At 68.1% G+C, this 19,502-nt stretch carries 19 protein-coding genes and 4 pseudogenes; 14 read left to right on the plus strand and 9 right to left on the minus strand.

Annotation, left to right across the window (positions count from 1 at the left end; genetic code table 11):
• The 6 genes and pseudogenes from ABZ904_RS36095 to ABZ904_RS36120 all read left to right on the plus strand — a co-directional run.
• A pseudogene (locus ABZ904_RS36095) lies at window positions 1-538 on the plus strand (epoxide hydrolase); the annotation flags it as partial.
• Between the two features lie 245 nt (window positions 539-783).
• Entirely contained in the window at window positions 784-1,035 is a 252-nt protein-coding gene (tatA, locus tag ABZ904_RS36100; protein WP_360999957.1) for a Sec-independent protein translocase subunit TatA, read from the plus strand.
• A gap of 106 nt (window positions 1,036-1,141) precedes the next feature.
• Window positions 1,142-2,059 (plus strand): twin-arginine translocase subunit TatC, encoded by a 918-nt coding sequence (gene tatC, locus ABZ904_RS36105; RefSeq protein WP_361828236.1) that lies wholly within the window; start codon window positions 1,142-1,144, stop codon window positions 2,057-2,059.
• A gap of 78 nt (window positions 2,060-2,137) precedes the next feature.
• Complete coding sequence (locus ABZ904_RS36110; protein WP_360999951.1) at window positions 2,138-2,512, plus strand: sec-independent translocase; 375 nt, start codon at window positions 2,138-2,140, stop codon at window positions 2,510-2,512.
• Between the two features lie 177 nt (window positions 2,513-2,689).
• A complete protein-coding gene (gene msrB, locus ABZ904_RS36115; RefSeq protein WP_360999948.1) occupies window positions 2,690-3,091 on the plus strand; it encodes a peptide-methionine (R)-S-oxide reductase MsrB in 402 nt (133 codons plus the stop codon).
• A gap of 207 nt (window positions 3,092-3,298) precedes the next feature.
• A pseudogene (locus tag ABZ904_RS36120) lies at window positions 3,299-4,099 on the plus strand (transposase family protein).
• Window positions 4,100-4,480: 381 nt separating this feature from the next.
• On the opposite strand, the gene ABZ904_RS36125 reads toward ABZ904_RS36120, so the two are convergent.
• The 4 genes from ABZ904_RS36125 to ABZ904_RS36140 form a co-directional block, all read right to left on the minus strand.
• A complete protein-coding gene (locus ABZ904_RS36125; RefSeq protein WP_361828240.1) occupies window positions 4,481-4,768 on the minus strand; it encodes a hypothetical protein in 288 nt (95 codons plus the stop codon).
• A 33-nt stretch (window positions 4,769-4,801) separates the two neighbouring features.
• On the minus strand, window positions 4,802-5,389 hold the full coding sequence (locus ABZ904_RS36130) for an ATP-binding protein (RefSeq protein WP_360999942.1): 588 nt from the start codon (window positions 5,387-5,389) through the stop codon (window positions 4,802-4,804).
• 129 nt (window positions 5,390-5,518) lie between these two features.
• Window positions 5,519-6,097 carry a TetR/AcrR family transcriptional regulator gene (locus ABZ904_RS36135; RefSeq protein ID WP_360999939.1) on the minus strand — a complete coding sequence of 193 codons (579 nt, stop codon included), beginning with the start codon at window positions 6,095-6,097 and terminating at the stop codon, window positions 5,519-5,521.
• A 244-nt stretch (window positions 6,098-6,341) separates the two neighbouring features.
• A complete protein-coding gene (locus ABZ904_RS36140; protein WP_361828244.1) occupies window positions 6,342-7,619 on the minus strand; it encodes an MFS transporter in 1,278 nt (425 codons plus the stop codon).
• Between the two features lie 512 nt (window positions 7,620-8,131).
• Between ABZ904_RS36140 and ABZ904_RS36145 the strand changes: the two are divergent.
• The 3 genes and pseudogenes from ABZ904_RS36145 to ABZ904_RS36155 all read left to right on the plus strand — a co-directional run.
• Window positions 8,132-8,376: pseudogene (locus tag ABZ904_RS36145) on the plus strand (transposase); the annotation flags it as partial.
• Between the two features lie 525 nt (window positions 8,377-8,901).
• Entirely contained in the window at window positions 8,902-10,449 is a 1,548-nt protein-coding gene (locus tag ABZ904_RS36150) for an MDR family MFS transporter (protein WP_361828277.1), read from the plus strand.
• Window positions 10,450-11,705: 1,256 nt separating this feature from the next.
• Window positions 11,706-12,560 (plus strand): alpha/beta hydrolase, encoded by an 855-nt coding sequence (locus tag ABZ904_RS36155; RefSeq protein ID WP_361828247.1) that lies wholly within the window; start codon window positions 11,706-11,708, stop codon window positions 12,558-12,560.
• A gap of 72 nt (window positions 12,561-12,632) precedes the next feature.
• Here the strand turns inward: ABZ904_RS36155 and ABZ904_RS36160 are convergent.
• A pseudogene (locus tag ABZ904_RS36160) lies at window positions 12,633-12,746 on the minus strand (transposase); the annotation flags it as partial.
• Window positions 12,747-12,860: 114 nt separating this feature from the next.
• On the opposite strand from ABZ904_RS36160, the gene ABZ904_RS36165 reads away from it, so the two are divergent.
• Window positions 12,861-13,004, plus strand: a complete 144-nt coding sequence (locus tag ABZ904_RS36165) for a LuxR C-terminal-related transcriptional regulator (RefSeq protein ID WP_361001428.1) — start codon at window positions 12,861-12,863, stop codon at window positions 13,002-13,004.
• Between the two features lie 93 nt (window positions 13,005-13,097).
• Here the strand turns inward: ABZ904_RS36165 and ABZ904_RS36170 are convergent, their stop codons facing one another.
• Window positions 13,098-13,682 carry a hypothetical protein gene (locus ABZ904_RS36170; protein WP_361001431.1) on the minus strand — a complete coding sequence of 195 codons (585 nt, stop codon included), beginning with the start codon at window positions 13,680-13,682 and terminating at the stop codon, window positions 13,098-13,100.
• Window positions 13,683-13,800: 118 nt separating this feature from the next.
• Here ABZ904_RS36170 and ABZ904_RS36175 point away from each other — a divergent pair, with 118 nt between their 5' ends.
• From ABZ904_RS36175 to ABZ904_RS36185, 3 genes are all read left to right on the plus strand, one after another.
• Complete coding sequence (locus tag ABZ904_RS36175; RefSeq protein WP_361828251.1) at window positions 13,801-14,742, plus strand: serine/threonine-protein kinase; 942 nt, start codon at window positions 13,801-13,803, stop codon at window positions 14,740-14,742.
• An 843-nt stretch (window positions 14,743-15,585) separates the two neighbouring features.
• Window positions 15,586-15,735 carry a hypothetical protein gene (locus ABZ904_RS36180; RefSeq protein ID WP_361001435.1) on the plus strand — a complete coding sequence of 50 codons (150 nt, stop codon included), beginning with the start codon at window positions 15,586-15,588 and terminating at the stop codon, window positions 15,733-15,735.
• Window positions 15,736-15,965: 230 nt separating this feature from the next.
• Window positions 15,966-16,244: a hypothetical protein gene (locus ABZ904_RS36185; protein WP_361001438.1), complete on the plus strand. Its 279-nt coding sequence runs from the start codon at window positions 15,966-15,968 to the stop codon at window positions 16,242-16,244.
• A 106-nt stretch (window positions 16,245-16,350) separates the two neighbouring features.
• Here ABZ904_RS36185 and ABZ904_RS36190 read toward each other — a convergent pair whose 3' ends face one another.
• Complete coding sequence (locus tag ABZ904_RS36190) at window positions 16,351-17,427, minus strand: integrase core domain-containing protein (RefSeq protein ID WP_361828255.1); 1,077 nt, start codon at window positions 17,425-17,427, stop codon at window positions 16,351-16,353.
• On the opposite strand from ABZ904_RS36190, the gene ABZ904_RS36195 reads away from it, so the two are divergent.
• Window positions 17,414-17,824, plus strand: coding sequence for an integrase core domain-containing protein (locus tag ABZ904_RS36195; RefSeq protein ID WP_361828258.1), 411 nt, complete (start codon window positions 17,414-17,416; stop codon window positions 17,822-17,824). The genes ABZ904_RS36190 and ABZ904_RS36195 overlap by 14 nt on opposite strands.
• A 66-nt stretch (window positions 17,825-17,890) precedes the next feature.
• Here the strand turns inward: ABZ904_RS36195 and ABZ904_RS36200 are convergent, their stop codons facing one another.
• Together ABZ904_RS36200 and ABZ904_RS36205 are read right to left on the minus strand one after the other, a co-directional pair.
• Window positions 17,891-18,604, minus strand: coding sequence for a CoA pyrophosphatase (locus tag ABZ904_RS36200; protein WP_361001446.1), 714 nt, complete (start codon window positions 18,602-18,604; stop codon window positions 17,891-17,893).
• Window positions 18,585-19,472 (minus strand): TetR/AcrR family transcriptional regulator, encoded by an 888-nt coding sequence (locus ABZ904_RS36205; RefSeq protein ID WP_361001449.1) that lies wholly within the window; start codon window positions 19,470-19,472, stop codon window positions 18,585-18,587. Before ABZ904_RS36205 ends, ABZ904_RS36200 begins: the two co-directional genes overlap by 20 nt.
• Window positions 19,473-19,502: the final 30 nt, after the last annotated feature.

The raw sequence follows: 19,502 nt of genomic DNA on the forward strand, positions 1-19,502 counted from the left end.
GCTCTTCGTCGGCAACCCGGTGGACACCACCGGCTTCTCCTTTGAGGAGAAGCGGACGGTCGCGCAGCTCGACTTCTTCTACAAGAACGTCGGCTACGCCAACCAGATGGGCCGGCGTCCGCAGACCCTGGTCGGGCTGACCGATTCCCCGCTCGGTCTGGCGTCCTACCTGCTCGACCACGACCACGCCAGCATGGAACTGATCTCGCAGGCCTTCGCCGGCAACCCCGGCGGCCTGAGCCGGGACGACTTCCTGGACAACATCACGCTGTACTGGCTGACGGACACCGCGGTCTCCTCGGCGCGGCTGTACTGGGAGAACAAGCACCAGTTCTTCTCGTCCAAGGGCGTCACGCTGCCGGTGGCCGTGAGCGTCTTCCCCCACGAGATCTACGAGGCCCCCAAGAGCTGGACCGAGAAGGCCTACCCCAACCTGATCCACTACAACACGCTCCCCACCGGCGGCCACTTCGCCGCCTGGGAGCAGCCGACGCTGTTCGTCAACGAACTGCGCAAGGGCCTGCGGCCGCTGCGCTAAGCCTGGCCCGCACCGCAGACAGCCCGAGGACCGGCCGCAGCCGGCAGCGTGCACAGTCCGCGCCCAACGGTAGGCCCGGGCGGCTCCCACTCGAGCCGCCCGGCCCTACCGAACCGGGTGTCTTCCCCAGTCCCGGCTGCCAGGCGGCCCGCGACCTCCGCCCTGGCCGAAACCGGCTTTGTCCCCTCACCGAGAAGCAGCTCGGATACCGAACCGGCATCCGAGCCCGTAGGAGCGAGAATCACATGTTTGAGAACCGTGCTCTGGAAATCCTGATCATCGCGGCCGTCGTGCTGCTGCTCTTCGGAGCGAAGCGACTACCCGAGACCGCACGCGGGCTGGGCAAGTCCCTGCGCATCTTCAAGTCCGAAGTCAGCGCCATGAAGACCGACACCGCCCAGTCGACCACCGCGCCGCGCGCAAGTATCCAGGCCGTACCGGCCGAGGCCGGACGCAACCAGGCGGACATCGAAACGGAAACGGCTGACCGAGTCTGACCGCGCACCGCCGCCGCACCCGCTGGCCACCAGAAACCGAGGGTATACGGTGAACGACACCCACCACAGCGGATCCACCGCTTTTGAACAACCGCAGCATGCTGCCATGAGCGTGATGCCGGTGACGGGGCATCTGCGTGAGTTGCGTAACCGTCTGGCTGTCTCGGTGCTGGCTCTGGTGGTCACCACTGTTGTCGGGTGGCTGGTCCACAACTGGCTGCTCGGGCGGATCACCGGCCCGGCCTGTGCTTTGACCAATGTCCACGGGGTCGGGCAGCCGACCCGGGAATGTCCGAACGGTCTGCTGGTCAACACCGGGATCCTGTCCCCGCTGACGCTGAGCTTCAAGGTGGCGGTGACGGCCGGGTTCGTCATGGCCGCTCCGGTGTGGAGCTACCAGCTGTGGGCCTTCATCGCGCCGGGACTGTACAAGCGGGAGAGGAGATACGGGCTCGGCTTCGCCGCTGCAGCCGTCCCCCTGTTCTGTTTCGGCGGATACCTCGCCTACGTGGTCTTCCCCAAGGCCGTGGAGGTTTTGTCGGGCTTCAACCCGGTTGCCTTCTCCCTGTCGCTGCCCGGGGACGAGTTCCTGGACTTCTTCCTGCGCATGCTGCTCGTCTTCGGTCTGTCCTTCGAACTGCCGCTGCTGGTGGTCCTGTTGAACTTCCTGGGCATCCTCAGCGCCGCGGCTCTGCGGCGACGATGGCAGGCCATCATCTTCAGTGTCTTCGTCTTTGCCGCGGTCGCCACCCCGACCGGCGATCCGATCACCATGACCGCTCTGGCCGTGCCCATCAGCCTGCTGTTCCTGGTCGCCCTGGCTGTTGCGACCTTCCACGACCGCGCGAAGGCGCGCCGCCGGGCCGCGGATCCCGACCACGGACTCGGCGCGGACGAGGCCTCCTTGGTGGACCTGACTCCCTCCCCTGCGGGCGCCCCCGCCCCGCACTCCCCGCAACCGGTGCATGCCGCCGGCCTCGCAGCCGCCCAGCCCACGGCCACCCACCCCGACGACACCGCATGACCACTGCACTCGCAGACCTTGTGGAGAGTCCCCCGAACACTCCAAGAACACCTGCCCGAACTTCTGAGGAGGCATAGGGTGATATTCGATGTGAGTCCCCTCGAGGCGGTCACGCTCGCCGTCGTCGCCGTGTTCATCTTCGGCCCGGACAAACTCCCCAAGATGATCGTCGAGGCCATGCGGGTCCTCCGCAAAGTCCGAGAATTCACCGAGAGCGCCAAGCAGGACATCCGCAAGGAACTGGGCCCCGGGTTCGAAGAATTCGACTTCCAGGACCTCAACCCCAAGACCTTCGTCCGCAAACAACTGGCCGCCCACGGCGACGACTACGGCCTGAACGACATCCAGGGCCTTCGCCACGACGTTGCGGAAAACACCCGGGAAATCAAGGCATCGGTGCAAGCCGACCACGCGCACACGCCCCACAGCACCGACGACCGGCCCACCGGCTGACCACGAGCCCACGCAGTTGAGCTGCTCCTAGACTCGCCGATAGCGGCGAGGGGCTTAATGGTGGTTCACAGGTCAACGTCTTGTCTATCCCGGAGCGCTTCAACTGCACATACAAAACCAATCCATCGATCGCTACTTACTTCCTGAAGTAGTATTTCAACCTTGAAGGATGATGTCATGGCGTACGATATCGAAAAATCAGACCCCGAGTGGCGTGCGGAGCTCACTCCCGCTGAGTACAGGGTGCTGCGTGGTGCTACGGACGAAGCGCCGTTTACGGGAGAGTACACCGATACGAAGGAGGAAGGCGTCTACTCTTGCCGGGCCTGCGGTGCTAATCTTTTCACTTCTGAGGAGAAATTTGACTCTCGCTGTGGCTGGCCTGCGTTCTACGACCCCAAGGACCTCGATTCTGTCGAAGTGCAACAGCATGGATTGTCGTACCCCGTGGTTCGGTGCGCTCGTTGTGGGTCATATCTTGGGGAATTGTTCGAGGGTGAGGGATTTGACACGCCGACAGACAAGCGATACTGCATCAACAGCCTCTCTCTGCGGCTGAAGCCTGCCGATTCCGAATGACCTGAATCTTCCGTTGAGTTCGTGTCGAGCGAGAGACTGAGCCTTTCCCAGTAAGCACCCGTCACTCGCTGTGATCGCGATGCTGGCGCTGCGGACCCGTGGCATCCCCAAGTCCGGGCAGGCGTAAGGCCCCTGGTAGGAACGATCTTGCGAAGGAAAGATCCGACCGAGGGGCCTCACGTGTCGATCAGTGTCACATACACCGCCGTGCTCGATGTGAAGCGGTCCACCGCCGAGCACCTGGCCCGGCTGCTGCGCGATCACCGCATCGCGGCCGGAACCCGCAAGGGCAGGCGTGCGCTGGGCTGCTTCCGGCAGGCGGTTCTCGTCCTGCGCTGGTTCATCGACGGCACCCGCCTTTCCCAACTCGCCTGCGACAACGGGGTGTCGGCCTCCACCGCATACCGCTACCTGCACGAAGGGCTGACCGTGCTGGCGGCCTGGGCGCCGGACCTCGTGACCGCGTTGGAGCGCGCGAAGGCGGCCGGGCTGACGCATTTGAACCTCGACGGCACGGTCATCCGCACCGACCGCGTCGCCACCCCCGGCCCCAACGGCGCGGACCTGTGGTGGTCCGGAAAACACCGGCATCACGGTGGGAACGTGCAGGTCATCTCCACCCCGGACGGCTGGCCGATCTGGGTCTCGCCGGTCCGCCCGGGCCGCGAGCACGACACCACCTGCGCCCGCCACGACGGCCTGATCGACGCCCTCGACCGGATCGCCGCCGAGCTGGACATGCCGACCCTGGTCGACCTCGGCTACGAGAACGCCGGCGACGGCTTCCGCCACCCGCACAAGAAGCCCGCCGGAGGCGAACTGACCGAGGCCCAGCAGACCTAAAACAAGGTCATCCGCGGCATCCACGGCGTCTGCGAGCGCGCCAACTCCCTGCTCAAGACCACCTTCAAGGCCCTGCGCCGGATCAGCCTCGACCCCAGCCGCATCACACAGATCGCCGCCGCAGCCCTCGTCCTGCTCCAACTCGAGTACGACCGCACCATCTGAACGATCATACAACGCCATGATCCGTTACTGGGAAAGGTTCACTGGTTTCAGCGAGGCACCGTCGATGAGGTCGCGTCGTTGGATGCGGCGCAGGCCGGACGGCTTGGACAAGGTGGTCGCGATCGCGGAAGACGACGTTGGCGGTAGTTCTGCGCCGGAGCAACGATCAGATGCTCTCGACCGGATTGGGGCCGGGCGCATAGCTGGACGATGGTGAGCCAATCGTGCTCCGTCGCGTACTTACGTAATCGACTTCAGCGATGAACATTCGGTTCAGGGCCCGATGGACGGCGGTGGTCTCCGGATCAAGGCGGGCGCACGCATCGAAAAGCGCGACGTTACTCAATTGCGTCAGGGACTCTCGCAGTTCCGGGTCAGCGCTCACCAGAATCGCCTTGAACTGGTTGATTGCCTGGGTCCGGGCCCTACGGCGGAGTCTTTGACGGTCTTGGACACGCGTAGGCCCTCCACCGTCCCGCCGGTGTGCTTCGGGCTGGCCGTGGCCCGGCCTCCCAGCACGGCGCGGGCGGCGGCCTCCGCATCGACCGCATCACTCTTGCCCGACCGGCGGCGCGCGGCACGGTCTGGCCGGTTGACCTCGATCACCTGAAGGTTCTCGGCGGTCAGGTAACGGCACAGGGCCGCGCCGTAGGAATCAGTGCCTTCCACGCCGGCTCGGCGAACTGAGCCGAAGGAACGAGCTCAGTCCAGCAGTTCGCGGTAACCGGCTGCGATGGCCTGGAAGGGGCACGTCCCCAGCAATGCGCCCAGCTGGGTGACCACCGCCGCGACGTGCACGTCTTTGTGGGTATCGACACCCAGGACGACCTCCGGTTCCCCGACCCCGAGTTGGTCGAGCAGTTCGGCAAGGGCCCGTATCAGGCGGTGGCGGGCAGCCCCGGTGTCCGTGAGCGGTTCCGGCGCAGCCGGCAGTTCGGCCGCCCACTCGGGGAAGAGCGGACGCAACGTGCCCGCGAGCGGGCTCAGTTCGAGCCCTGCCAGGTCCGTGCCGACCTGCTGAAGCGCGTCCACGATGGGGGCCAGGGTGAGCGCGTTGCGGAACGGCGGGCAGGCTGTCACCAGCGCCCGCCGGCCGCGGACCTCGGGCACGTCGAGCATCTCCCGGATCAGCCGGCTCTTTCCGATCCCGGCCTCGCCCTCCACCAGCACCACCGCAGGAGGGTGCGCCAGCGCCCCGAGCAGCTCCCGCAGTTCGGTGCCCCGTCCGACGAATCGGGGGGTGACCAGGCTCGGAAGGTCCCGCTCACCTGTCGCCGGCTGATCATTCACGGACGCGTCCCACTGTGGCCAGGTCGTCTTGCGCAAAGCTCTACGAAACTCGGGGCAGCTCGCCCATGCGGACCGCTGACGCATCGGGGCCGGGGTCAGCAGCCCCTGCCGAACCGTCGTAGCGGCGGGTCAGCCCCGCGCCGCGTCCAGCAGCACACCGGCGGTGGCCCGTGCGACGGCACCCGCGCCGGGGTCGTGGTCACTTCGGGCGGACACAACAGAGCCGTCGTAGACCATGTGTAGTGCGCGGGCGAGCGCCGCCGGGTCGGACGCGCCGGCCTGCTCGGCCAGCTCAGTGAACAGGCCGCGTACCCACGCGCGGTAGTCGCTCGTCGCCTGGTCCACCGTGTCACCGGGCCGGGCCTCGGCGCTGGCGCGGACGAACGGGCATCCGCGGAAGCCGGAATCGGCATACGACGCCCCCTGCGCGTCGAACACCGCGAGCAAGCGTTCCCTCGGCGTCTCGGCAGCCGCGACCGCCGCCGAAATGCGCGCGGCGACCTTCTCGTGCCTGCCCTTCAGATAGGCGTGGATCAGCTTGTCCTTGCTGCCGAACGTGTTGTACAGGGATGCCTTCGCGACGCCCGCACGCTCGATCACCCGGTCGATACCGACCGAGCGTATGCCCTCGTCGTAGAACAGCTCGTCGGCGGCGGCCAGCAGACGCTCACGCGCGGATGACTTGGCCGCGGTCCTCGCCATTGCCATCACCATCATTCCTTCAGACTAGACAGGTCGGTACAGACTACACGGCGTAGTCGTGGCGGAGAGTGCACCCGCAGGCGAAATGGGCCGGCGGTTGGCGCACGATGCGATGCTCGGCGCCGAACGCTTCTTCGCCGTACGCGGCTACCTGTCCACCGCTGCGAAACAGGGGAAGAACCTGCTCGCCGTGGTCACCCGGACCTTCGACGGCCGAGGCGCCTGGATACCCGCCCCGATCCGATCACCGTCACCGAGCGGCACGCCGGGCCCGCATCAGCGCGAGCAGTGCCACTGCCGCCAGCACGATCACCGCGACACCGTAGTCCCGGGTCGCGCCCAGCAGACCCGCGCCATGCACGATCAGGAAACCGGCCGCCACGACGGGCACACCGAAGCCGAGGTACGAGACCACGTACAGCAGCGACAGCACACCGGCCCGCTCGTGCGGCGTGACCTGCGGCACCACCGTGCGGATGCTGCCCTGGAACCCGGCACCGAAGGCGGCCCCCGCAACCGCGGTGCCGACAAAGAACAACGGCAGCGACACCACAGCGAGCGCGATGAGGGTGATGACGACGCCCACAGACAGCGAGCCGATCCCGATCAGCATCATCGTTCTCGGCTGAGTGTTGCGCAGCACGGCCACCGCGACCCCAGCGACGCCGGCCAGCACGAACACGCTCAAGCCCCCAAGTACCTCGGCGTTGCCGCCGGTCAGCGTAGCGACGAGCGCGGGGCCGAGGGCGCCGTACAACCCGGCCAATGCCCATCCGGCGAACAGCACGGGGGCCGCGGCCAGCACGTGCGCGCCGACCTCCCGCGGTAGCTTGATCTCGGGCCTGAGGCTGGCCAGCGCACCAGGTGCCGGCGTGACCGTCTCACGCATCAGGGCGACGCCGATCGCCTGCAGCGCGAACACCGCCAGCAACAGGAAGTAGACAAGATGCGTGGGCGCGGGCAGGTAGCGCACCAGCAGCGCCGACACAAGCGCGCCAGTCCCCGTGCCGATGGTCGGCGACACCGCATTGGCCAACTGGCCGCGCCTCGCGTCGATGTCGAGCATGCCTGCGCCGACCGCGCCGATGGCAGCACCGGTCGCCACGCCCTGTATGACACGGGCGAACAGCAGCGAGGGCACGCCGTCAGTCGTGGCGAACACCACCATCGTTGCGACCTGGATCAGCAGCGTCACCAGCAGCACGGGCCTGCGGCCGACGTGGTCGGACAGCTTGCCCAAGGTCAGCAGCGACATGAGCACGGACAGCGCGTAGACACCGAACACGATGGTGGTTGTGATCGGCGAGAAGCCCCATCGCGCCTGGTACAGGGCGTACAGCGGCGTCGGCGCGCTCGACGAGCCCAGCAGCGAGACGAACACCGAGGCCAGCAGGTACAGCACTGGTGTGCCGGACAGGCGTTTGCCTCCCGGCTTGGATCGGGTGCCGGCATCCAGCCCGCCATCGATCTCGCTGCTGCGCACGGACTGGCTCGCCTGGGTCGCGCCCAGTGTCATGGCCCGGCTCACGTGATCTCCTTAGGTAGACAGGTCTGTATATACGAGGCGGCAAGACTAGACAGATCTGTCTAATGCGTCAATCCGGGTCCTCACGTCACGGCGTCAGCCGTCGGCCAGGCGTGGGCAGCTCCACGACCGGTACCGTGGCTGCCAGCGCTCTTCGGCGGCGTCGCGGCTTCGATGCCCGCGGCCGGCAGCGGCGGCTTGCCGGACCAGTGCGGCCTCGAGTGCCACCTCGACGGCCGGTTCGTCACGGAGGTCGCTGGGCTGCATTCTCCTGGTGCCGGATCGCCGCGGTGCCGTGATGGCATCACACGCCGTGGGCACACCCAAGCCCGCCGACCGCCCCGCACGCCCCAGCCAACCAGTACAGAGCCGCCAACTTCGCTGCCCCCTGACGCCTTCAGGGGCGAGGAAGTGGCGCACAGTCTCCTGCCGTCCTGCCCGCCTCGATGTCCCAGCCGGGACACCAGCGGTCACCTGCGGGAGGCCTACGGTGCCGAGGTGTCCCCGGCGCCGGTCTTCGCGACGGCGGCACGGTGGTGAACAAGGCCGCGCACCTGGTCATCGGTGTGGACGTCGACGGCATCAAGAACGTGCAGGGGATCTGGGTCCAGGACGACGAGGGGGCGAAGTTCTGGCTGTGCGTTCTCACTCGGCACAAGCGCCGCGGCCTGAAGGGCGCGCTGATCGTGTGCTGCGACTCGGGCTCACGGGCCTGCCTGGGGCCATCGAGGCGGGCTGGCCGAACGCGATCACCCAGACCACGTCAGTTCGCACTCTCTGGTGGCGGGATGCTCGCGCCGGTCACTGCACCACCGGGAGAGGGCCCATGTAGACGTGCCGCCCTCGAGGTCCTCATGCGGACCTGTCCCTCCCGGTGGAGGCGGGCCGCGTACTGGCCAGTGGGAGTCGCGCTGCGGGCGCCGTGATGAGGTACCACCGCGGTCGGCCGTCAGGTTGCCTCGTCCTCGGAGAACGGAATCGCAGCCGATGCCCGACCTCCGATCCGGCAAGCCGCCGCTGTCAGCCGCGGGCATCAAAGCCGCGACGCCGCCGAAGAGCGCCGGCAGCCACGGTACCGGTCGTGGAACTGTCCACGCCTGGCCGACGGCTGACGCCGTGACGTGAGGAACCGGATTGACGTGTCAGACAGATCTGTCTAGCCTGGCCGCGCCTCCACTGCATAGACCTGTCTACCTAAGGTGAGGAGATGTGCGTGAGCCGGGCCATAACACCGGGTGGGACCCAGGCGAGCCAGTCCGTGCGCAGCAGCGAGATCGATGGCGGGATGTCCGATCGGGAGATCCTCTCCGCCATGTCCGGGCTGCTGCTCGGGCTCTTCATGGCCATGCTCTCCTCCACCATCGTGGCCACCGCGCTGCCGACGATCCTCCACGACCTGCACGGCAGGGAGTCGGCGTACACCTGGATCGTCGCCGCCACCCTGCTCTCCCTCACCGCCACCACCCCGCTCTGGGGCAAGCTCTCCGACCTGGTCAGCAAGAAGCTGCTGGTGCAGCTCGGCCTCGGCATCTACGTGCTCGGCTCCATGCTGGCCGGGCTCTCCCAGAACACCAGTGAGCTGATCGCCTGCCGGGTGCTCCAGGGCGTCGGGGTGGGCGGCATCACCGCGCTGGGCCAGGTCTGCGTGGCAGCCATGACCACCCCGCGCGAACGCGGCCGCTACATCGGCTACTTCGGCCTGGTCTTCGCGCTCGGCACCGTCACCGGACCGCTCATCGGCGGCACCATCGTGGACACCTCCTGGCTCGGCTGGCGCTGGTGCTTCTACGTCGGCGTGCCGTTCGGCATCCTCGCCCTGGTGCTGCTGCAGAAGACCCTCCACCTGCCCACCGTGAAGCGGCGGGTGAAGGTGGACTACCTCGGCTCCACGATGATCGCCGCGACGGTGAGCCTGCTGCTGGTCTGGGTCACTCTGGCCGGGGACAAGTACCCGTGGCTCTCCTGGCAGACCTGCGCGATGGTCGGCGGCAGCCTCGTGCTCTTCGCGCTTGCGGTCCTCGTGGAGCGGCGGGCCGCGGAGCCGGTCGTGCCGCTGCACCTCTTCCGCCACCGGACGGTCACGCTCGCGTGTCTGGCCTCGGTGACCGTCGGCGCCGGCATGTACAGCCAGACCACTTTCCTCGGCGAGTACTTCCAGCTGGCCCGGGACAAATCACCCACCCTGTCCGGCGTCTACACCCTGCCCATGGTGCTCGCCCTCGGCATCGCCTCCCTGCTGACCGGCCGTCTGATCACGCGGATCGGCCGGTGGAAGATCTTCCTGGTGCTGGGCGCAGTCTGCCTCACCGCGGGCTTCGCCCTGCTGGGCACAGCCCGCGCGGAGACCGCGTACTGGCAGGTGGCGGTCTCGATGATGCTCTCGGGGCTCGGCATCGGCATGATGATGCAGAACCTCGTGCTGGCGGTGCAGAACACCGTGCCCGTCCGGGAACTGGGCTCGGCCAGCGCGCTGGTCGCCTTCTTCCGCACGATGGGCGGCGCGAGCGGCGTCTCCGCGCTGGGCGCGCTGTTCAGCAACCGGGTGAACCACCAGGTGACGCAGGACCTGCTGGCCGGGAGGGTGCCGCTGGCCGCGGCGCAGTCGCTGAAGAACTCGGCGATCCCGGACCTCAGTCTGATCCCGCCGGGCGTGCGGCCGTTCATCGAGGACGCCTTCGGCAAGGGCGTGGGCGAGGTCTTCCTGGCCGCGGCGCCGTTCGCGCTGCTGGCGCTGATCGCCATCCTCTTCATCAAGGAGGTGCCGATGCGCTCGGCCGCCTTCAACACCCCGACAGCGCCTGACCTACCGTCGCCACGGCGCTGTAGTTCGTGACCTTGGTCCGGCCGATGCCGGTCCGGTGGGTGTCGGCGTCCGTGGGGATGCGACGCCCCTGCCAATGACCGGCCCGACCTCGTCCCCATCACCTGCCACGGACTCCTGCGCCTGCTCAGGCTGCTGATCCTGCCCGCACCCCAACGCGATGCCGAACACGTCCTGCACTGGTCCAACTGGCGCAGACGCCACCGACACCGAGCCCACCTGCGATGGCGCACCTACGCGGACACAGCGTCCCGACCAGCACGAGCACCACCGACATCACGAACTGCAGCCGCCGTGCCCGTCTCTTCACCTGGTTCCTCCGAGGATGCCCTGGCCTTCAGGCTGGGGATGAATCGGACTCCTGCGGAGCAGGGCAGGCAACGGGGTTTCGCCTCCAGGGCGAAAGACCGTCCACGCGACCGGGTAGGCTGCTCGGTGTGCGGTGCGAGAACCAAGCGCGCACACCGTGCTGAGCGAGAGCCAGGTTGGCACAGCAACTCCTTTGCTTGTAGTACCGAACCGGGCAGGTTCCGACCCGGCTGGTGTTGAGGGTGTAAGACCCGTAGGTCCGCTGGGCCCGCAGGCAGCCTGAGCCAGGAATCCCCCTGCTTCAGCGGAGGGAGGGTTCAATTTGTAGATCACACCCCGCTCCGTAGTTACGGCGGCCGGGATGGCTGACTGCGAGGTGGGCTAGTCCGCGCTGCCGCGGCTGCCCGTGAGGCTGTCGGTGATCCTGAAGTCAGCAGGCCGAGGGCGATTGCGGCGTCGGCCGGGCTGCGGTGCACTGAGGGGCGAGCAGATCGACCTCACCCGCAACGCTCATCTCGTTCCGATCGCCTTCACGGGATACGAGATCCGCCAACCCTGGTCATGGCGGTTGCGCACCCCAGTCCGGCTGAGCACCTTCGCCGCGGCCTGCACTGGTCACGGTGGCGTCGCTGCCCCAAGCCGTCGCCCATCTGCCACAGCCGACGCAACCGCGCAGGCCGGCGCATCGCAGTTCGCCCACCGCCAGCGAACTGCAGCTCCAGAACGTGATCTACACCTGGAGGGTCCGGTATCTGCGCGCTTCGCGCTGTCGCGAGCCACATCGCTGTGATCTTCCCCTCATGCCAGGGGTACCGATCGGTTTACATCCGGTGTTAGGGTGAGGGTACCGATCGGTTTACATTCGCTGTGAGTGAGGAATCCGATCGGTTTCCAGGACCGGTCCGAACAGGACGACAACGGTCCTGGTGTAACGCGAATAAGTAGCAAAGGAGCAGAACATGTCGTACACGCACGTCACCGCACCCACGCAGTACGTGGAGGTGGGAGGAGTCCGGCACGCATACCGTCGGTTCGGTAAGCCGGGTGGCACCCCCCTGGTGTTCTGTGTGCACTTCCGCGGTGGGATGGACAACTGGGACCCGGCGGTCACCGACGGGCTGGCCGCGAACCGGGAAGTGATCCTGTTCGACTACGCCGGGGTGGCTGGGTCCAGTGGCGAGGTGCCGGAGACGTTCGAGGGCTTCGGTGACGACAGCGCGGCGGTCATCCGGGCGCTGGGCATAACGCAGGCCGACGTTCTCGGCTTCTCCATCGGCGGCTACGTCGCGCAGGAGGTGGCGCTGCGCCACCCCGAGCTCGTGCGCCGGCTCGTGCTGGTCGGCACGGCACCGCGTGGCGGCGAAGCCGAAGGCCGGGATCCGAAGGCGTTGGAGGTGGCCGCGAATCCGGTGCCGACCATGGAGGACTTCCTGTTCCTGTTCTTCGAGCCGTCCGAAGCCAGCCAGCAGGCAGGCAAGGAGTTCTGGGCGCGGCGCCACCAGCGCACCGTTGATGTCGACCCGCTGAGCGGGCCGGAGGTGACCAAGGCCCAGGTCGCGGCCATCGCGGCGTGGCGTGAGCAGGTTGGTGAGCGGTTCAGCGAGCTGAAGACCATCCAGCAGCCCACCCTGGTTGTCAATGGCAGCCACGACGTCATGGTGCCGACGATCAACTCCTACATTCTGCAGCAGCACATTCCGGGTGCGCAGCTGATCATCTACCCCGACTCCGGGCACGGTTCGCTGTTCCAGTACCCCGAACTGTTCGTGAACCACGTGTCCCGGTTCCTGGACAGCGAGCGCGCCTTCGGCTGACCGGCGCGGCGGCGAGCCGCAGCCGAACGCCAAGGCGCCGGTCTCCAGGCGACCGCCTACCGGCCCGCACACGTTCCGGTCCTGCACGCTCGCCGCGGTCACCACGATCGCCAGAACCAGGCCGAGACAGTCCACCACCAGGTGCCGCTTGCGGCCTCCCACCTTCTTTCCGTTGTCCCAGCCGGACGTCGAGCGCGGGAGCCTTTCCTCGCGTACGGACACCAGGCGATCACCTTGCTCGCCCGATGCGGGCGACGCACCAGGCATCACGACTTCGTTCGGAGCATCATCACGAGCGCCGTGCCCGCTCCACGGCCCGCGGCCGCGGCTGAGCTGCTGTCAGAGCGCGAAGTGGACGTGCTCAGGCATCTGGCCGAGATGCTCACTGCCGCCGAGATCGACGCGGAGATGTTCGTCTCGATCAACACGGTGAGTCGCACCTGAAGGACATCTACCGCAAGCTCGGCGTTACCAGCCGCCGTCAGGCGCTCAGACGCGCCGAAGCGGGACGGCGAGCTCGCGTTCATGCATTCGGTTCTAGATTTGTTTGGGCTGGTCGGCGTGGGCCGGTCTGATCGCCTCGGGGTCCCAGTGGTACATCCGCTGGAACGTGACCCAGGCTCCCCATTCCGGTTCGTACAGTGACGTCATCACCAAGGCCACCGCCCGGCCGTTCGGCCCGTGGAAGAGACTGCGGAGCTTGCCGGGACGCCAGAAGCCGCCGACCCGCACCTCGACGTCTTTGTGCGGCCAGTACGACGTGGGAAGGCCCGTGAAGCAGTCGAGCATCTTGTCGGTGGCGATCGCTCGGGCATCGCCCTCCCGCGGTACGGCCTCCGCTGTCGCGAGAACGGTCCCCGAGGTGTACTCGAGGCTCATGCGGTCGGGATCCCATGCGACCCACACCATGCGGATCGACGGTGTCGGCCAGTCGACGATCGTGAGGATGGCCCGGGTTCCGTCCGGCAGGTTGCGGTATTGGATGACTTGCGTCCTCTGCCGTCGGCCTTCCCGGCTGAGCGTGAGCCAGAGGCCGGTGCGGTTGAACTCCACGTCATCCCCGGCCGGCACCTGGTCCGGAGTCGGGAGCGGGACCTCTTCCGCATCACGCCAATCGTTCATGTGTTCGAAAATAGCGCCGCGTGGCGCTCCTGACGACCCGGCCGCCCCAGGGTTCACCCGAAGGTGGCGCCGGTGCGGATAGGGCGGTGCGGGCCTGCAACGCGGCCGCCTGACCGGCTTGGACCTGAAGACCGAGGGCCTGGCCGACGCCGACCAGATCGCTCAGCAGATCAGCCTGAATCACGCCCGTGCAGCGCGCCTGGTCGCCGAAGAGGTCAGCGAGCTCCGCACCGCGGGGGAGACCGCTGGCATGCAAGGCACGGGTAGATCTCAGCTGGCGCCAACTGGCCTACGACGTCCAGAAATGCTCGCTAAGGTTCACATCTCGTACACATATCGCTGTCGGCGGGGGTTGTGGTTCGTGTCGCTGATTGCTGCTCGTCGTGCTTGGGATCCGGTCCGGATCGGGCGCTACCGGGTGGTCGGGGTGCTGGGCGCGGGTGGGATGGGCACGGTGTATGCCGCGGTGGGGGAGCGGGGTGAGCGGGTGGCGGTGAAGGTCGTGCATGCCGGGCAGGTAGCGGATGAGCAGTTCCGTGCCCGGTTCCGCCGCGGGGTGCAGGTGCTGGCGCGGGTTTCGGGTCCGTGCCTGGTGCCGCTGCTGGATGCCGATCCCGAGGCAGAGACCCCGTGGCTTGCCACTGCCTACGTGCCCGGCCTGACGCTCTCTCAGCATGCGGCGGCACATGGGCCGCTGGCCGGGATCCGGTTGCACCTGTTCGCCGCTGGCACCGCCAGGGCGCTGGCGGCCGTGCACGCAGCCGGGGTGGTTCACCGCGACCTGAAGCCCGCGAATGTGATCCTGGCCCCGGACGGGCCGCGGGTGCTGGACTTCGGCATCGCCCACGACGCCGACGGCACCGCGGTCACCCGCAGCGGCATGCTGACCGGGACCCCGGGCTGGCTCAGTCCCGAGTACTACCGGGACGGCAGCGCCGGGCCGCCCGGGGACGTCTTCGCCTGGGGCGCGCTGCTCGCCTTCGCGGCCACCGGCCGCCACCCCTTCGGCACCGGCACCGCCGAGGCCGTTGCCTTCCGCGTACTCCAACGGCGAGCCTGACCTCGCGGGTGTCCCCAACGAGTTGAACGCCCTCCTGCCTCGCCAAAGCCCCGGCCCACCGCCTGCCTGCCGCGGCCGTCGCGGAGAAGACCACCGAACTGCTTGGCGAGCAGGCGACCCAAGTCCTCGGCGCGTACTACGACCGGCCCACCGAGGTCCCGAAACTGCTCGCCGAGCAGTGGCACCCCCCAACCGTCGAAGACCCGGCCTGGCCCACTACCACGACACGCCGTCCCAGCAGGCGCGCCTATCTCACCGTTGTGGCGGCCGCAGTGTTCGCCGCGTCAGCAACGGGCACCTGGTTCGCGCTGGCCCCTGGCCATGCCCACGCGCGCGGCAACCAGCCCCCCGCAGGCGACCGCTGTCCGATCCACCCCTGCCGCCGCACCGGCGGCCTCCGGCTCGCCCATCGGCCGTCCCGCCGACTCTCCCGCGCCGCAGACCACTCCGACCGCCGCTGCCTCGTCCGTGCGGGCTACGCAGACGCAGGTGGTCACGATGAGCCCCTGGTCCCTGGACGGCACCCTGCGAACGGCATCACCATCACCGGCCGGGCCAGCGGCTCCTGCTTTGGCACAGCCGAATCCACCATGCGCACGGACGCTTGGCGCTGCGCCGCTGGTGACCGGATCCTCGACCCGTGTTTCTCCCCGGACTCAAATCCCGAGGACACCAGCGCGCTGTGTATGGACGAAGACCCCGACTACATGGTCGAACTGTCGGTCCCACAGGGCTTTCCCGGCAACAACGATCACATGCCCGGCGGACCGGACATCGAACCGATCACCATCGTCCTGGTCAACGGGCGCCCGCTGCTCCTTCGCCGGCGGCGGTACCACCACTTTGGCGGGGCAGCGCCTGAACTACGGTTGCGACAACGGCGGCTCCCTGTACGGCTACCCGAACAAGACACCAGCGCTGTGGACCATCTCCTACTCCGCCCCCAACAGTGGCACCAGCGTCTCCACACCCATCACCACGGTCTACCAGTAGCCCACTGCCCAATTCGCCCAGATCAGGCGCGCGTCGGCCAGACGTCAGGAGCCCCTCGGTGAGTGGACCTCACTTCTGCTCCGCGCGTTCGATCCGGAGGCGAAGCTCGCCGTAACGGCGCTGCTGGTCAGCCGCGAGGATCACCACGTCGACCGCCCGGGCGTTGGAGGAGGCCGCACAGATATCCATCTCCAGGCGGCAGACCCCTCGTGGGATGCTGAGCCCTCACGGTGGTCATCGAGTGCAAGGGCTGCTGGAACCCTGGACTGCCCACCGCGCTGGCCGATCAACTGGTGGCCCGCTACCTACGCCGGCCCGGCACCGCCGGCATCTTCCTGGTCAGCTTCTTCGACTACGACCTGCGGAGTTCAGCCCAACAGCCACGCTGCTCGGCCCGCCACACCGGGCTGCAGATCGAACGGGAACAGCAAGAACTCGCTGCTCAGCACAAATCCTTGGTCCAGGCTCGTGTTCTCGACTGCCGGCCTTCAGGCATACAGCAGGACTGAGCCTTTGGACGAGAGGCCTCAGCGGCCTATCTGCCCTGCCCCTGTAGGGTTCCAAAAGCTCCGGATGTGCGCTGACCTGGGCGTTCGCTACGTGACGCGAGTTTCTTCAAGCGGTGTCTCGGTACTCGTGGATGAGGCCGCCGAGGATGTCGTGGCACTGGATCCGCTGGGCTGGGAACGGGATGACGTCCGGGTCGTCGGCGGGAGCGCGAAGTTGCAGGGCCCGGTGGGGCCGCCCGCGGTCGTAGTGCTCGGCATACTCGGCGAGGACGCGCCGCAGGTGCTGCTCGTTGTAGATCAGTAGCCGGTCGATGCACTCGGCTCGAGCGGTGCGTATGAACCTTTCGGCGTGGGCGTTCATCTTTGGCGCCTGGGGCGCGCTCTTGAGGATCTCGATGCCGTCGGCGGTGAAGACCACGTCGAACGCTTCGGTGTAGCGGCTGTCACGGTCGCGTAGCAGGTAGCGGAAGCTTGAGGTCCGGTCGCCGAGGTCGGCGAGAAGATTCCTGGCGAGTTGGGTGGCCCAGGTTGCGGTGGGGTGGGCGGTGACGCCGAGGATGTGCACGGTGCGGGTGCCCGTCTCCAGGGCGAAGAACACGTACAGCCGCTTCAGGGTCACGGTGTCGACGTGGAAGAAGTCCGCGGCGAGCAGGCCGGAGGCCTGGGCGCGCAGGAACTCGCGCCACGTGGGCGCTGCGTTGGGGCTCCGGCGGGGTGCCGGGCCGAGGCCAGCGCTGCGCAGGACGCGGCGGATGGTGGATGCGCCGACGCGGTGGCCGAGACGGCGCAGCTCACCTTGAATGCGGGTGTAGCCCCAGGTGGGGTTCTGGCGGGCCAGGCGAAGGATGAGGGCGGTGAGTTCCTCGGAGATCGGCGGGCGGCCGGTTGGCGCAGGTTTCTGTCTCCACTTCCAGCGGAGCAGTCGGCGGTGCCAGGCAAGCAGGGTGCCGGGGGTGACCAAGCGGTGCCTGCGCAGGTGGAACGGCAAGTGCCGGGCGAGGGCTGCGAGCATGGCGCGGTCCGGCCAGGCAAGGCGCGGCCGGACGCCGAGCCGTCGGCGCAGCACCGCGTTCTCGTGGCGCAGCGCGAGCAGTTCGACGTCCTTGGCCTCTTCCGAGCGTGACAGCAGCAGGAGCAGTCCAAGGAGCCGGAGGAGGGCCAGGTAGATCATGCGCAGCGCCATGCATCCCGAGCCTGCCATGATCGCCTGGAGCCGGAAAGTGCCTGATCAGAGGCCGTACGTGACTTCTGGCACCCTACAGGTCTTCACCGCCGTCGGCGCCCGCGTGGTGCCCATCCTTTCCGGTGCGCCCCGGATGAATGCGATCGCCGAGTGCTGGGTCGGATCCTGCCGACGCGAGGCCACCGACCGCGTCCTGATCACCGGCGAGCGGCACCTGCGCCTCGTCCTTGATGAGTACGCCAGCCGCCACAACGGACATCGGCCTCACCGATCACTCGGCCAGCGATGCCCCGACAGTATCGGCGCGCCCGAACCGCCCGCCGCCGATGGCCCATCGCGCATCCTCCGGCGGGACCGCCTCGACGGCCTCATCCACGAATACGTGCAGGTCGCATAGGGGGACGGGGGTTGTCGGCACGCACAGATACAAGGATGCGAGTGACCTGGCCCGCAGGGGTGCCGGTCACGTGCGGGTGAAGGCCGGCTGCGCCAGGTCGGCCACGCGTGTGGAGCGCCCGAGCAAGGCCACCTCGCGAAACTGCCACAGCAGTGCGCCCGTCGGCGCGTGCACCACCATTCCACGGCGCAGCGGCATCTGCAGCAGAGGCCGGCCGTCGCAGTCGGTGCGCCAGCGCGGGATGCCGGGGTCGGTGAGCCTGCGGAGCGGGATGGGGTGCAGCGAGTGGACCTCGCGTTCGTCGCGTGCGGGAGTCACCGGCACTCGTGGGATCACGACGACCGGGCTGATGACGAAGCCGGAGTCGGTGACGAAGTCGTCGAGCAGACCGGCCACCTCGGCTGGGCCTGCCTGGATCCCGGTTTCCTCGGCCAGTTCGCGCAGTGCCGCCCGCACCGGGGTCTCCGCGCCGTCCAGCCGACCGCCGGGCAGGGCCCACTGGCCGGCGTTGCGACCGCGGGCGACCCGTTTGATCAGCAGGACGTGAGCCTCGCCGCGGTGTGCGAAGAGCGTGAGGCACACGCCGGCGCGTCGTGTGCCCTGCGGTGCGGGGGCCTGGCGCCGTTCGAAGGCCGCTAGGTTGGCCCGCACCCGGCTCGCGACCTCACTGATGCCGGTGGTCGCGGCGGCGGCTCCGTGCCGACGGTCGGGGTGTTCCCGGAGGGCCCGGGCTGCTCCGGCGGCTATGGCTCCGGCGTGGTCAGGCGTCGGTGCTGTCAAGGGATTCCCCTGTCCGCGCGAGGAGTTCGCGCTCGATGAAGTCCAGCAGGACGCCGCGCATCCGGTCGGCCGTCACTTGCGGTGCTTCCGTCAGCACCTGGATGGCCAGGCCGTCGGTGAGCGCGGTGATGCCCAGCGCGAGCTGTTCGGCGTCGGCGTCGGCGCGGAACTGGCCCTGCCGTTGCCCCCGCCGGATGATCCGGACCACGGCCTCCCGCCACCGGGCGTAGAAGTCGTTGTGGATCGTGCGCAGTTCGGGGCGCAGCGCCGTCTCGGCCCAGAACTGCAGCCAGACCAGCCACTCGTCCCTGACCCGGCCCTGCGCGGGCAGTTGCATGTCGATGAGCTTCAGCAGGCGTTCATGGGCGCTGTCCACGGCCTTGAGCTCGGCGCTCTGCCGCTCGAAGGCGCTCTCGACGCAGTGCAGCAGTGCCGCGCTGAGCACGTCTTGCTTCGTGGGGAAGTAGTAGTGCACGGCTCCGCTGCTGGTGCCGCAGGCGCGGGCGATGTCGGCGATCCGTACCGCGTGATAGCCCTGCTCGGAGATCAGTTTCCAGGCTGCCTCAAGGAACTCGGTGCGGCGGCGCTCGTCGCCCGACCGTTCCGAGTCGGCGGCCGTCCGCGCCGGTTCGGCGTGCGGCTGCTCGGCCGCAGGGACCGGTCCCGTGCCCTGGCCGTGCACCAGCCAGTCGACGCTCACTCCACCCGCAGCGGCGATGGCCGACAACTCCTCCGCTGTGAAGCGTCGGTTGCCCTGAAGCGACTTGGAGAGCTTGGTCGGCTCGAGGCCGATGTGTGCGGCGAACTCCCGGTGCGTGTCCGCGACGGCGTTGACCACACGGCGCACGCGTTGCGCTGTCTCGTCCATGGTGCCGCACCGTAGTGCCTGAATTGCTAA

Source organism: Streptomyces sp. NPDC046900 (assembly GCF_040644975.1).
GTDB lineage: Bacteria > Actinomycetota > Actinomycetes > Streptomycetales > Streptomycetaceae > Streptomyces.

Coding starts and splice junctions, on each gene's coding strand:
- tatA (WP_360999957.1), top strand. CDS start 784: ATGTTTGAGAACCGTGCTCTGGAAATCCTGATCATCGCGGCCGTCGTG.
- tatC (WP_361828236.1), top strand. CDS start 1,142: ATGAGCGTGATGCCGGTGACGGGGCATCTGCGTGAGTTGCGTAACCGT.
- msrB (WP_360999948.1), top strand. CDS start 2,690: ATGGCGTACGATATCGAAAAATCAGACCCCGAGTGGCGTGCGGAGCTC.
- ABZ904_RS36135 (WP_360999939.1), bottom strand. CDS start 6,097: ATGGCAATGGCGAGGACCGCGGCCAAGTCATCCGCGCGTGAGCGTCTG.
- ABZ904_RS36150 (WP_361828277.1), top strand. CDS start 8,902: ATGTCCGATCGGGAGATCCTCTCCGCCATGTCCGGGCTGCTGCTCGGG.
- ABZ904_RS36155 (WP_361828247.1), top strand. CDS start 11,706: ATGTCGTACACGCACGTCACCGCACCCACGCAGTACGTGGAGGTGGGA.
- ABZ904_RS36170 (WP_361001431.1), bottom strand. CDS start 13,682: ATGAACGATTGGCGTGATGCGGAAGAGGTCCCGCTCCCGACTCCGGAC.
- ABZ904_RS36195 (WP_361828258.1), top strand. CDS start 17,414: ATGCGCAGCGCCATGCATCCCGAGCCTGCCATGATCGCCTGGAGCCGG.
- ABZ904_RS36190 (WP_361828255.1), bottom strand. CDS start 17,427: ATGGCGCTGCGCATGATCTACCTGGCCCTCCTCCGGCTCCTTGGACTG.
- ABZ904_RS36205 (WP_361001449.1), bottom strand. CDS start 19,472: ATGGACGAGACAGCGCAACGCGTGCGCCGTGTGGTCAACGCCGTCGCG.